Annotated in this window: 12 protein-coding genes; 9 read left to right on the forward strand and 3 right to left on the reverse strand. The window is 32.7% G+C overall.

The annotated features are described in order from the left end of the window. From HM992_RS10560 to HM992_RS10600, 9 genes are all read left to right on the forward strand, one after another. Positions 1-1,251, forward strand: coding sequence for a TolC family protein (locus tag HM992_RS10560; protein ID WP_179319630.1), 1,251 nt, complete (start codon positions 1-3; stop codon positions 1,249-1,251). A 45-nt stretch (positions 1,252-1,296) separates the two neighbouring features. Next, a complete protein-coding gene (locus tag HM992_RS10565; RefSeq protein WP_179319631.1) occupies positions 1,297-2,202 on the forward strand; it encodes an HlyD family secretion protein in 906 nt (301 codons plus the stop codon). Between the two features lie 12 nt (positions 2,203-2,214). Then, complete coding sequence (locus HM992_RS10570; protein ID WP_179319632.1) at positions 2,215-2,673, forward strand: OsmC family protein; 459 nt, start codon at positions 2,215-2,217, stop codon at positions 2,671-2,673. A 6-nt stretch (positions 2,674-2,679) separates the two neighbouring features. Next, positions 2,680-3,582, forward strand: coding sequence for an ABC transporter ATP-binding protein (locus HM992_RS10575; protein WP_179319633.1), 903 nt, complete (start codon positions 2,680-2,682; stop codon positions 3,580-3,582). A gap of 58 nt (positions 3,583-3,640) precedes the next feature. Further along, a complete protein-coding gene (locus HM992_RS10580; RefSeq protein ID WP_179319634.1) occupies positions 3,641-4,369 on the forward strand; it encodes an ABC transporter ATP-binding protein in 729 nt (242 codons plus the stop codon). A gap of 146 nt (positions 4,370-4,515) precedes the next feature. Next, entirely contained in the window at positions 4,516-5,622 is a 1,107-nt protein-coding gene (locus HM992_RS10585) for an ABC transporter permease (protein ID WP_179319635.1), read from the forward strand. A 109-nt stretch (positions 5,623-5,731) separates the two neighbouring features. Next, positions 5,732-6,853, forward strand: a complete 1,122-nt coding sequence (locus HM992_RS10590; protein ID WP_179319636.1) for an ABC transporter permease — start codon at positions 5,732-5,734, stop codon at positions 6,851-6,853. 154 nt (positions 6,854-7,007) lie between these two features. After that, entirely contained in the window at positions 7,008-8,465 is a 1,458-nt protein-coding gene (locus tag HM992_RS10595) for an NAD(P)/FAD-dependent oxidoreductase (RefSeq protein ID WP_179319637.1), read from the forward strand. Between the two features lie 199 nt (positions 8,466-8,664). Continuing rightward, positions 8,665-9,135: a cytochrome C gene (locus HM992_RS10600; protein ID WP_179319638.1), complete on the forward strand. Its 471-nt coding sequence runs from the start codon at positions 8,665-8,667 to the stop codon at positions 9,133-9,135. A 91-nt stretch (positions 9,136-9,226) separates the two neighbouring features. On the opposite strand, the gene nadB is transcribed toward HM992_RS10600, so the two are convergent. The 3 genes from nadB to pncA all read right to left on the reverse strand — a co-directional run bounded on the left by nadB (position 9,227) and on the right by pncA (position 12,673). Then, the gene (gene nadB / locus HM992_RS10605; protein WP_195806615.1) at positions 9,227-10,810 is read right to left on the reverse strand and encodes an L-aspartate oxidase; all 1,584 of its coding nucleotides are present in this window, start codon (positions 10,808-10,810) and stop codon (positions 9,227-9,229) included. A gap of 10 nt (positions 10,811-10,820) precedes the next feature. Further along, a complete protein-coding gene (gene nadA / locus HM992_RS10610; protein ID WP_179319639.1) occupies positions 10,821-11,816 on the reverse strand; it encodes a quinolinate synthase NadA in 996 nt (331 codons plus the stop codon). Between the two features lie 254 nt (positions 11,817-12,070). Next, positions 12,071-12,673, reverse strand: coding sequence for a bifunctional nicotinamidase/pyrazinamidase (gene pncA / locus HM992_RS10615; protein ID WP_179319640.1), 603 nt, complete (start codon positions 12,671-12,673; stop codon positions 12,071-12,073). Between the last annotated feature and the right edge of the window lie 23 nt (positions 12,674-12,696).

Genomic DNA, 12,696 nt, shown 5'->3' on the forward strand with positions numbered 1-12,696 from the left:
ATGAAACAATTAATGCTCATTTTAATTTTTCTAATAACATTACCAATTGTAGCGCAACAAAGTATCACTTTAGAAAAATGTTACCAGTTGGTAACAGAAAATTATCCTTTGGCAAAGCAGTCACAACTTTTTGAAGCACAGAATAAATTGGATGCAGAAGTGCTCTTAACTTCCAAATTGCCACAATTAAATTTTGATGCTCAAGCAACCTATCAATCCGATGTCATTGAATTTCCGCTTGCCCTGTCTGGTATTGAACCCTTAAACAAAGACCAATATCGTGCGATACTTTCAGTAAATCAACTAATTTATAATGGAGGGCTAACAGATGCTTCACTAAACTTGAAATCTGCACAGCTAAAAACAAAACAGAAACAAGTTGAAGTCAATTTATACCAATTAAAACAGCGTACTAATCAATTGTACTTTTCGGTTTTATTAGCTCAAGAATCTGAGTTGTTATTAACAGCAAAAAAAGAGCAGCTAGAAGCCAAGTTAAAGGAAGTGCAATCAGGAATTAAATATGGAGTCGTTTTACCGTCTTCAGATAAAGTCTTGGAAGCCGAATTATTGAAAATAAGTCAACAATCACAAGAATTAGAAAGCAATAAAATAGCTTTAATTGAAACGCTTTCAAGTCTAATTAGTCTACCCATAACTATTGAGACAAAATTTGAAAACCCACTTGTAGAAACACAATTAAAATCAGAATTAAAAAGACCAGAATTAGAGTTGTTCCAATTCAAAAAAGATGAAATAGAAAGTTCAGAGAGCTTAATAGCTAAACAAAATTCACCTAAACTACTTGGTTTTGCAACTGGTGGTTATGGAAATCCTGGATTGAATATGTTAGACAATTCGTTTCAAACATTTTATACCGTTGGGATTAAATTGAATTGGAATGTATTCGACTGGAATTCTAACAAAAAGAAACGACAATCATTAGCTATCAATAAAGATATTGTAGATAATGAAACCGAAATTTTTGAGCTAAATACTAATATTGAATTGAACCAACAACAAAAGGAAATCAGTAAAATTGAAAGTTATATTAATTCAGACTTAGAAATTATCAGCCTTAGAAAAGAGGTGCTTAAATCTGCAGATTCACAACTTAAAAATGGTGTAATAACATCATCAGCATATATTACAGAACTCACTAATTTGTACGAAGACGAAAATACATTAGTAAAACATAAAATTCAGTTACAACTCGCAAAAGCGAATTACAACATCATAAAAGGACAATAAAATCTGCGAACATTTGTGGAATTTGCGGGAGAAAATAAGAGAGAAATGAAATACTTTAAACACATATTAGCAACAACAATTATTGTAACAAGTCTATTTTCTTGTGGAAATGATAACGGAAAAGCAAATGGCTACGGAAACTTCGAAGCCACCGAAATTACCATTTCAGCAGAAAACAATGGAAAACTAATGCAGTTTAATCTTGAGGAAGGAGATGTGCTAAAGGAAAATCAATTTATTGGTTATATAGACACAATTCCTTTGTCATTAAAACGCGAACAATTAGAAGTGACTAAAGCTGTAATTGGTTCAAAATCAAAAGGAGTTCTCTCTCAAATTAGTGTACTGAATTCCAGATTAAAAACAGCAAACACCAATAAATCTCGAGTTGAAAACCTGATAAAAGATAATGCAGGAACACAAAAACAGTTAGATGATGTTTCTGGCGAAATAGATGTGATTAGAAATCAAATTAGAAGTGTTGAAATTCAAAATGCACCAGTCGTAAATGAATTAAAATCAATAGATGTGCAGCTTAAACAAATTGATGATCAAATTGAAAAAAGTAAAATTATAAATCCATCAAACGGAACCGTTTTAACCAAATACGCAGAACCTAACGAAATAACAGCTTTTGGAAAACCACTTTATAAAATTGCCGATTTACATACTATGCAATTGCGAGTATACATCAGCGAAACACAGTTAGCAACTATTAAAATTGGACAAGAAGTAACCGTTAAAATAGATAATGTAGACGCTATGAAATCTTATAAAGGTAAGGTCAGTTGGATTTCTTCTGAAGCAGAATTTACACCAAAAATAATTCAAACAAAAGATGAACGAGTAGCATTAGTTTATGCGGTAAAAATAAATGTTTCTAATGATGGAAGTCTAAAAATAGGCATGCCAGCAGAACTCTGGTTAAATCATTCAGAAGTAAATAACTAAAAACAAAATATTATGGATAAGCATAATTACAACGTAGATATTAATTGGACACAAGATAGAAAAGGAACCATGTGTTCACCAGAATTGAAAAATAATGAAACGCAAGAATCAAATTGTGTAGAAGTGGCAACACCACCAGAATTTCTAGGTGGAATGCCAAATATTTGGACACCAGAACATTTATTTACAGCAGCTGTAAGTAGTTGCTTAATGACAACATTTTTAGCGATTGCTGAATATTCAAAATTAGAATTCGTAAGTTTTAAATGTGGTTCTAAGGGCATACTAGAAAAAGTAGATGGGAAGTTCGTAATGAGTGAAGTGTTGTTGTTTCCTGAAGTTGTAATTACAGATGAATCCAAAAGAGAACGTACAGAACGGATTATTGAAAAGGCAGAAAAAGCCTGTTTAATTTCAAATTCCATTACGTCAAAAATAACAATGGAAACTAAAATCGTAGTTGAAAACTAAAGTGTAATGAGTATTTCCGTTAGCCACGTTAGTAAATCTTACAGAAAAGTAAAAGCCTTACAAGACATTTCTTTTGACGTAAAATCGAATGAGCTTTTTGGACTTATTGGACCTGACGGTGCAGGTAAAACAACCTTGTTTCGAGTATTAACAACTTTATTGTTTCCAGATGAAGGAACTGCTACGGTTACTGGATTTGATGTCGTTAGTGATTATAAAAAGATTAGAGATAGTGTGGGTTATATGCCTGGGAAATTTTCACTCTACCAAGATTTAACTGTTGAAGAAAATCTAGACTTTTTTGCCACCATATTCGGAACGACTATTGAAGAAAACTACGATTTAATAAAAGATATTTATGTTCAAATAGAACCTTTTAAAGATAGAAGAGCAGGAAAATTATCTGGTGGAATGAAGCAAAAACTCGCTTTGTGTTGCGCCTTAATCCACAAACCTAAAGTCTTGTTTTTAGATGAGCCAACTACAGGAGTTGACCCAGTATCACGAAAAGAATTCTGGGAAATGCTTAAACGCTTACAACAAAAAAACATTACTATTTTGGTGTCAACCCCTTATATGGACGAAGCTGCTTTGTGTGATAGAATTGCATTAATTCAAGATGGTAAAATCCTAGAAATTGATACACCAGAAGCGATTGTAAAACATTACCCAAAACAGATTTATAATGTCAGAGCGCATAATATGTATCAACTCATTAACGCTTTAAATGCCTATGAATATAACCATAGTGTTTATCCTTTTGGAGAGTCTGTACATTACACAGATAGTAGACCAGATTTTAATCCCGAAGATTTAAAAGTGTATTTAGAAGTTAAAAATTTATCAAACATTCATATTGATAAAACAGTAGCAACCATTGAAGATACGTTTATGGAATTAGCGAAGTAAAAGTCAAAACCTTATAAGTATAAAAACAAAAAGATTCCCACTTTTTTGGGAACTAAAAATGGAAAACAACAACGTCATACAAGTAGATCAATTAACCAAAATGTTCGGAGATTTTGCAGCTGTAAATGCGATTACATTTCACGTTGAAAAAGGCGAAATTTTTGGATTCTTAGGTGCTAATGGAGCAGGGAAAACCACAGCGATGAAGATGCTCATTGGTATTTCTAATCCAACTTCAGGAAAAGCAAATGTTGCCGGTTTTGATGTTTTTACTCATGCAGAAGACATTAAAAAAAACATTGGTTATATGAGTCAGAAATTTGCGCTGTATGACGATTTAACCGTTAAAGAAAATATTACATTTTTTGGTGGTATTTATGGGTTGTCTAGAATACGAATCAAAGAAAAATCTACAGTTTTAATAGAAGAATTAGGCTTAGAGGAAGTTGCAAACAAGTTAGTGGGAGCATTGCCATTAGGTTGGAAACAAAAGTTATCCTTTTCAGTTGCTTTGCTTCACGACCCAAAAATTGTGTTTTTAGATGAGCCAACAGGAGGCGTAGATCCCATAACCAGACGTCAGTTTTGGGAAATGATTTATAAAGCTTCACATAATGGAACAACGGTATTTGTAACTACACATTATATGGATGAAGCCGAATATTGCGATAGGGTTTCCATCATGGTCAACGGAAAAATTGAAGCTTTAGACACACCAAAGAAACTGAAAGAACAGTTTAAAGTCGATAATATGAATGATGTATTTTTAAAATTGGCTAGAGGATGAAAAAGAGTTTTCAGTCGCAGCCTCATTTTAAAGAATTTAAAGAATCTGCGAGTATCTGCGTAATATGCGGGAAACAAATAACGATAATCTACCAGAGATAACAAGTATTAACAATTAAAAGATTCCTGCTTTCGCAGGAATATAGGATGAAAAGATTCATAGGCTTTATAAAAAAAGAATTCTACCATATTTTCAGAGATAGACGCTCATTGTTTATCCTTTTCGGTATGCCTATTGCTCAAATAATGCTCTTCGGTTTCGCCATTACCAACGAAATTAATAATGTCGATATTGCCATTTTAGACCATTCAAAAGATACTACAACCGAAGAAATTATTAATAAAATTTCAGCTTCTAAATATTTCAGCATAAAACAAATGATAACCCGTGAAGCAGATATTGCTGCGGTTTTTCAAAAAGGACATGTAAAAGCCGTTTTAAATTTCGAAAAAGATTTTAGTAAAAACTTAATTAAGGACAATAAAGCAACGATTCAAATTATTACTGATGCTACAGACCCAAATACTGCAAATACTATAAGTAATTATGTGAATGCAATTCTTCAGCAATATCAAAAAGAATTGAATAAAGACATCACGATTGCTTATCAAATTATACCACAAACACGGATGGTTTACAATCCAGAATTAAAAAGCGTATACATGTTTGTTCCTGGAGTGATGACGATTATTTTAATGTTGGTTTCAGCAATGATGACCTCTATCTCTATAACTAGAGAAAAAGAATTGGGAACTATGGAAATCCTTTTGGTGTCGCCAATTAAACCAATTCAAGTTATAGTCGGTAAAGTGTTTCCGTATATTTTTCTGTCTATAATTAATGCTGTAGTTATTGTCTTGTTAAGCATTTTTATTTTTAAAATGCCCGTTCAAGGGAGTCTCTTTTTATTGGGATTTGAAAGTGTTTTATTCATAATTACATCCTTGGCTTTAGGTATTTTAATTTCAACGATTTCAGCAACGCAACAAACAGCGATGATGATTTCGTTAATGGGTTTAATGCTTCCTGTGATTTTACTATCAGGTTTTATTTTTCCAATTTCAAGTATGCCTTTACCATTGCAAATGATAAGTAATATCATTCCTGCCAAATGGTTTATTATTATCATTAAAGGTATTATGCTCAAAGGTGTAGGATTACAATATCTATGGAAAGAGACCTTGATTTTAATAGGAATGACCATCTTCTTTATTGGTCTAAGTGTGAAGAAATATAAAATTAGATTGGAGTGAGAAAGCATTTAATCTTTCAATAAGTAATGGATAGACAAAGAATAAAATATTAAAAAAAATTGAGCTAAGCAATTTAATAAAACAGATTCCTGCCTACGCAGGAAGTAATATGAAAACAATTCTATACATCATACAAAAAGAGTTTAAACAAATCTTTAGAAATAAAGGGATGCTTCCTATAATTTTTGTTTTACCAATATTGCAACTCGTTATTTTATCTAATGCAGCCACTTTCGAAGTCAAGAACATTAAATTCGGTTATATTGATAATGATCATACGTCAACGTCACGAGCATTAGTTGAAAAATTTAATGCTTCAACCTATTTTAATGTATTAACGGATTTCCCTTCGGAAGCATTAGCTAGTTCCGAAATGTTAAAAGGAAATATTGATGTCATATTAGAAATTCCTCACTATTTTGAACGCGATTTACAAAAGGAAAAATACAATAGTTTAGGAGTTACGATTAATGCTATTGATGGAGCAGCGGCAGGAGTTGAAAATGTATATGTAACTCAAATCATCCAACGTTTTAATCAAAATTTAAAAATCGATTTATTACAAGTTTCCGATAAACAAATTCAACCTATCACAATTGAAACAATTCCACTTTTCTGGTATAACGAAACCTTAAATTATAAAACCTTTATGGTTCCGGGAATATTGGTCTTATTAGTAACTATGATAACATTATTCCTGTCAGGAATGAATATCGTACGTGAAAAAGAAATAGGTACTTTAGAGCAAATCAACGTCACGCCAATTAAAAAAAGTCAATTTATTATTGGAAAACTTTTTCCATTTTGGGTTATTGGAATGGGTTTATTAACCGTTGGTTTAATTTTAGCAAAAGTCATATTCAATGTGCCAATGGTTGGGAGTTTGGCGCTTATGTATTTTTATACATCTATTTATATTTTGGTGGTTTTGGGTATTGGTTTATTCATATCCAACTTTACAGATACACAACAACAAGCTATGTTTATTTCATGGTTTTTTGTCGTTATTTTTATTTTAATGAGTGGCTTATTCACACCAATAGAAAGCATGCCAAAATGGGCTCAAATTGTTACAGAATTCAATCCAGTAAAGTATTTTGTAGAAGTGATGCGGATGGTAATGCTAAAAGGTTCTGGTTTCAACGATATACTTCCTCAGCTTTTAAAAACGGCACTTTATGCTTTTGTTATGAATGGTTTAGCAGTGTGGAGTTATAAGAAAATCAATTAAAAGGTTTGTGTAACAATAGTTACGGTTTAGTTTAATCTAAATGACAACCTTTGTTGTGTAATCTAGGCTTTATAGTACTTTTTTATTCGTACTGATGTACATCATTTTATAGCCTATTTTCTTAAACTAAATTTACTATAACAAAACATAAGTAATGTCTAAAATTGTCATTTTAGGAGCAGGTATTTCTGGTCATGTTGCAGCAGCGCATTTACGAAGAAAATTGTCTAAAGAACACGATGTGGTTGTTGTGTCACCTAACAGTAATTACCAATGGATTCCATCAAATATTTGGGTCGGAATTGGTAGAATGAAATCAGAAAAAATCTTATTCCCATTAGCCCCTTTGTACAAAAAGAAAGGAATTGGTTTTAAGCAAGCCAAAGCTGTATCGTTTCACCCTGAAGGCGATAGTACTGTACAAAAACCTTATGTCTTATCAGAATATGTTGTAGGCGATAACAAAGGAAAGCAGGAAAAAGTCACTTACGATTACTTAATTAATGCCACAGGACCAAAATTGAATTTTGAAGCTACCGAAGGTTTAATTCCTGGCGAAAACAAAACCTATTCTGTTTGTACGTATACACATGCAGATCATGCTTGGGAAGGATTGAGTGCTTTAATTGAGGACATGAAAAAAGGTAAAAAAGCGAAAATTTTAATTGGTACAGGTCATGCCAAATCAACTTGTCAAGGTGCAGCTTTTGAATATATTTTAAATGTTGAAGAAGAACTTCAAAAACATAAGGTCAGAGACATGGCCGAAATTACTTGGATTGCTAATGAAAATGAGTTAGGTGATTTTGGAATGGATGGTGTTTTGATGAGTTACAACGATATGATTATGAAATCTAGTGAATTGGTCGAAATGATTTTTGAAGACCGAGGCATTAAATGGATTATTGGAGCTGGCGTTAATAAAATTGAAGATGGCATAGCGCATTACGAAACTCTTGAAGGGGATTATAAAACTGAATCTTATGATTTTGCGATGTTAATTCCAGCGTTTTCAGGACATGGTTTTAAAGCTTATGACAAAAACGAAAATGATATTACTGAAAAACTATTTAAAGGTTTCATGATTGTGGATGCTGATTATACATCAAAACCTTATGAAGAGTGGACAGTTCAAGACTGGCCAGAAACCTATCAGAATCCTAGTTATAAAAACATATTTGCACCAGGTATCGCATTTGCTCCGCCACACGCTATTTCTAAACCAAGAAAAAGTAAAAACGGAACAGATATTTCACCTGCGCCGCCAAGAACAGGAATGCCATCTGGTATTACAGCAAAATTAGTGGCTGATAATATAATTGATACTATAAAAAATGGTAAAGAATCATCTTATCATAAAGGCTCTTTAGGAAACATGGGAGCTGCTTGTATTGCTTCAGCCGGATTTGGTTTTTGGAAAGGCAGTGGAGTCAGTATAACGACATATCCCATTGTACCAGATTTTAAGAAATATCCAGATTCCCATGGAAGACATTTAGGAAAAACATTTGGAGCTATTGGTTTGGCGGGTCATTGGCTTAAGTTAATGTTACACTACGCTTTTATTTATAAAGCTAAAATGAGACCGTTTTGGTGGTTGATTCCAGAATAAAGTAGTACAAAGCCCTCGTATTTAGTAATTAATAAATTAAGTGTTAAAACAAATATCATGAAAAGAATATCACCAAGAATGAGATTTAGAATGATGAATCCATTTTTACAATTTTTCAAGTTTATAATTTTAAGTGTGAAAATTATGTTCATTGTTGCAGGTGGACATGGAGGCACAAGAGAAAATGTCAAATAGAAATATGAAAAAGATATTACTTTTTATCATCTGTTTGAGTTTCTTAGGTTTTAATTCATGTAGAGATCAAACTGAAAAGGAAGTGCTTAAAACGGTGGAAACTGTAGTTGTTGAACCCAATATGATGAATGATGGTCGGGTTTCGCTCAATTTAAATGCTATGCAGAAAAATCACCAGCTTTCTAATATGAGAAGTCATTTGGAAGCTGTGCAAGAAATTACAATATTACTGTCTCAAGATAATTATGATAAAGCTTCGGAAGTAGCATACACAAAATTAGGATCTACAACAGAAATGAAATTAATGTGTGCCTCGTTTGGCGATAAAGGTTTCGAGCATTTGGGATTAGAATTTCATAAAAGTGCAGATGAAATGAGTGAAGTATTCAAAAAAAGAAATAAAGATAATTCCCTTACTGCTTTATCAAATACATTAAATTATTGTGTGCAATGTCACGCAACTTATAAGCAGTAATATATAAGTTAACTGATGTGGTTGTCAGTTTTTTTTGGTTGGTTAGTAAAAAGCATTCATTTTAAAGTGAATGCTTTTTTTCCTAATAGTATCAAACCAAATCCATATTATAAAAACCACCACAATTTTGCTTTCGTTTTTTAGAAAATTTGGTGATTAAATAAGCAGTGATGATCAAGTTTCGTAATTCACATAAATCAGATGATAATTCCGAATGGTCATAAAGACGTTTGTTATCTTTATGAAGGACACGTAAGCGTTTTTCGGCACGTAACAAACGCTCGTTAGACCTTACAATCCCTACATAATTACTCATTATAGTTTTAACCTCATTTTTATCATGTGTGATTAAAATATGTTCCATGTTTTTAATTACACCACTATCATTCCATTCTGGAATCCCTTCAGGCATCAAAACCTTATCAAACTTTTTGTTAACATGTAAATAAGCCAAATGCGCATAGACTAAACCTTCTAGTAAAGAATTTGAAGCTAATCGGTTTCCACCGTGTAATCCTGTTCGGGTAACTTCACCACATGCGTATAAATTTTTGATTGATGTTCTGGCATTTTTACTCACAGTAACTCCACCACAGATATAATGAGAAGCAGGTAAAACTGGAATAAAATCTGTTCTGATATCGATACCAAGCGAAGCGCATTTCTCTGTAATATTAGGGAAATGGATTTTGAATTTTTCAAAATCTAAATGGGTACAATCTAAGTAAACATGTGGCGAACCACTTTTCTTTAATTCATTGTCAATCGCTCTAGCAACAATATCTCGCGATGCTAATTCTTCGCGTTTATCATAGCGATGCATAAAAGCTTTGCCATCAATAGTTCTTAATTTTGCACCAAAACCTCTTACAGCTTCAGAAATTAAAAATGCAGGATATTCTCCCGGATTATATAAAGCCGTCGGGTGAAATTGAATAAATTCTACATCTGCAATTTCAGCTTTGGCTCTATAGGCCATGGCTAAACCATCACCAGTTGCTACTTTTGGATTGGTTGTTGTTTCGTAAACTTGTCCGCTGCCACCAGAAGCCAGCATCGTAAATTTGCTTACAAAGGTTTTGACCACTGATTTTTTTTCATCTAAAACATAAGCACCAAAACACGATATCTTAGAGTGCCGTTTGGTTTTTGTTTTTTTAGCTTGGTGTTCTGTAATAAAATCAATAGCATAATGATGCTCTAAAAATTCAATATTAGGTAGAGCATTAACTTGGGCAATTAAAGCCCGTTCAATTTCTGCTCCGGTAACATCGGTATGGTGTAAAATGCGGTTTTGGGAATGTCCACCTTCACGACCTAAATCGTAGTCTCCATCGTCATTTTTATCAAATTTTGTTCCCCAATCTATTAATTCTTGTAGTCGTTCTGGTGCATGTTTTACCACCATTCTCACGACTTTTTCATCACACAAGCCATCACCTGCAACTAAAGTATCTTGTATATGCTGTTCAAAACTATCCACTGTTTTATCATAAACGGTTGCAATGCCGCCTTGAGCGTACTTGGTATTCGATTCTGTTTTTTCGTCTTTGGTAACAATGATAACTTTCGATTCTTTATATTGAGTTGCGATTTTTAAAGCAAAAGTTAAGCCTGAAACCCCAGAGCCAATGATTAAAAAATCTGATTGTATTATTTTTTTTTCACTTACCATGTAAACATATTTATTTTGAAAGTGCTAGCATTCTTTCTATAGGAACAATCGCTTTTTTTGCCAGTTCAGCATCAACTTCAATATTTGGTAATTCGTGTTTAATACACAAATAAAGCTTTTTTAAGGTATTCATTTTCATATAGGCACATTCGCTACAAGCACAAGTATTGTCTTCTTTTGCGGGAGCGGGAATAATGTGCTTGTCGGGATTCTCTTGCAGCATCTGAAATAGAATTCCAGCTTCAGTAGCAACAATAAATTTATTTTTAGAACTGTTTTTTACATGATTCAATAAGCCTGCAGTAGAACCAATATATTTAGCGACTTTTAGTAAATGAGCTTCCGATTCTGGATGCGCAATTAACTCTGCATCTGGATGGGCTTTATGAAGATTAATTAATTTTTCCATCGAAAAGGCTTCATGAACAATACAAGCACCATCCCAAAGTAACATGTTTCTACCCGTTTCTTTGTTTAAGTAGGCTCCCAAATTTCTGTCTGGTGCAAAAATGATAGGTTGGTCTTTTGGAATGGAATCAATGATTTTCCTAGCGTTGGAAGAGGTGCAAACATAATCACTTAAGGCTTTTATTTCAGCCGAACAATTAATGTAAGTAACCACTAAATGGTCTGGATGTTGATGTTTAAATTCTGAAAACTTATCTGGCGGACAAGAATCAGCTAAGGAACAACCTGCTAATAAATCTGGTAAAATGACCTTCTTCGTTGGATTTAAAATTTTAGCCGTTTCTGCCATAAAATGCACACCTGCAAATATAATCATGTCGGCATTTGTTTTGGCAGCTTGTTGTGCTAAAGCTAAACTATCTCCAACAAAATCTGCAATGTTTTGGATTTCATCTATTTGGTAATAATGCGCTAAAAGAATGGCATTTTTTTCTTTTTTTAATCGTTTTATTTCTTTGAGGTAATCAATATCTAGTGTTTTAATATCTAAATAACCTTTTTGTTTAAGGCTTAATTTAGCAGATTCTAATAGTTCCATTTCTAAGAAGTTTCAATACGTATTTTGAAAATAGCGCATAAGTCTTTTGCAAAAATAGAGGCTTCATTTTTTTTAAAACATGATAAAAAACATAAAAATATTGTGAATTTATATGAGCAATAGTTTGAAGATATTGATAAAGTCTATTGTTTATAAGCGACGTTAGGCATAAGATGTATGTTGTAGACATCTATAAACCTAAAAGCCTATAATTAACTAATTTTATGTAATTGATATTGTAATTTTCGTTAAACTTAAGATTCCGATGTTACAACCTTAATGCCCATAGCAATCATCTCAGTTTTAAGCTTCTTAAATCCTTCGTTATCTAACGCTTGTGAGGCGTCTTCAATAAAAGTACAGTTAAAACCTTCTTTAAAAGCATCAATGACTGAGTAGTAAACACAAATATCTGAGGCTAAGCCACATAAAAATAATTCGGTTGTTCCTTTTTCTTTTAAATAACTCGCTAATCCGGTTGACTTTAAATGGCCGTTATCATAAAACGCGCTGTAGCTATCAATAGTTTTATCTGTTCCTTTTCTAAAAATAGCTTCAAAATTTAAAGTATTTAAATCCGGGTGAAATTCAGCACCTTTTGTGCCTTGAACACAATGATTTGGCCATAAGGTTTGTGGTTGACCATGAATTTCAATCGCATCAAAATTAGATTTCCCGTCATGATTACTAGCAAAACTTACATGGTCTTTAGGATGCCAATCTTGTGTTGCAATAATCAAATCAAATTTATGTTGCATGTTATTGATGATAGGCACAATTTTATCACCTTTAGGAACAGGAAGAGACCCGCTTGGCATAAAATCATTCTGGACATCAATTATCAGTAGGGTTTTCATACTTAGAATTTTATTTTGAATGT

It is taken from the genome of Winogradskyella helgolandensis (assembly GCF_013404085.1).
GTDB classification, from domain to species: Bacteria; Bacteroidota; Bacteroidia; order Flavobacteriales; family Flavobacteriaceae; genus Winogradskyella; species Winogradskyella helgolandensis.

Excerpts from the sequence above, each read along its gene's own strand:
- HM992_RS10565 (WP_179319631.1), top strand. The coding sequence starts at position 1,297 with ATGAAATACTTTAAACACATATTAGCAACAACAATTATTGTAACAAGT.
- HM992_RS10590 (WP_179319636.1), top strand. The coding sequence starts at position 5,732 with ATGAAAACAATTCTATACATCATACAAAAAGAGTTTAAACAAATCTTT.
- HM992_RS10575 (WP_179319633.1), top strand. The coding sequence starts at position 2,680 with ATGAGTATTTCCGTTAGCCACGTTAGTAAATCTTACAGAAAAGTAAAA.
- HM992_RS10600 (WP_179319638.1), top strand. The coding sequence starts at position 8,665 with ATGAAAAAGATATTACTTTTTATCATCTGTTTGAGTTTCTTAGGTTTT.
- HM992_RS10580 (WP_179319634.1), top strand. The coding sequence starts at position 3,641 with ATGGAAAACAACAACGTCATACAAGTAGATCAATTAACCAAAATGTTC.
- nadA (WP_179319639.1), bottom strand. The coding sequence starts at position 11,816 with ATGGAACTATTAGAATCTGCTAAATTAAGCCTTAAACAAAAAGGTTAT.
- pncA (WP_179319640.1), bottom strand. The coding sequence starts at position 12,673 with ATGAAAACCCTACTGATAATTGATGTCCAGAATGATTTTATGCCAAGC.
- HM992_RS10560 (WP_179319630.1), top strand. The coding sequence starts at position 1 with ATGAAACAATTAATGCTCATTTTAATTTTTCTAATAACATTACCAATT.
- HM992_RS10585 (WP_179319635.1), top strand. The coding sequence starts at position 4,516 with ATGAAAAGATTCATAGGCTTTATAAAAAAAGAATTCTACCATATTTTC.
- HM992_RS10570 (WP_179319632.1), top strand. The coding sequence starts at position 2,215 with ATGGATAAGCATAATTACAACGTAGATATTAATTGGACACAAGATAGA.
- nadB (WP_195806615.1), bottom strand. The coding sequence starts at position 10,810 with ATGGTAAGTGAAAAAAAAATAATACAATCAGATTTTTTAATCATTGGC.
- HM992_RS10595 (WP_179319637.1), top strand. The coding sequence starts at position 7,008 with ATGTCTAAAATTGTCATTTTAGGAGCAGGTATTTCTGGTCATGTTGCA.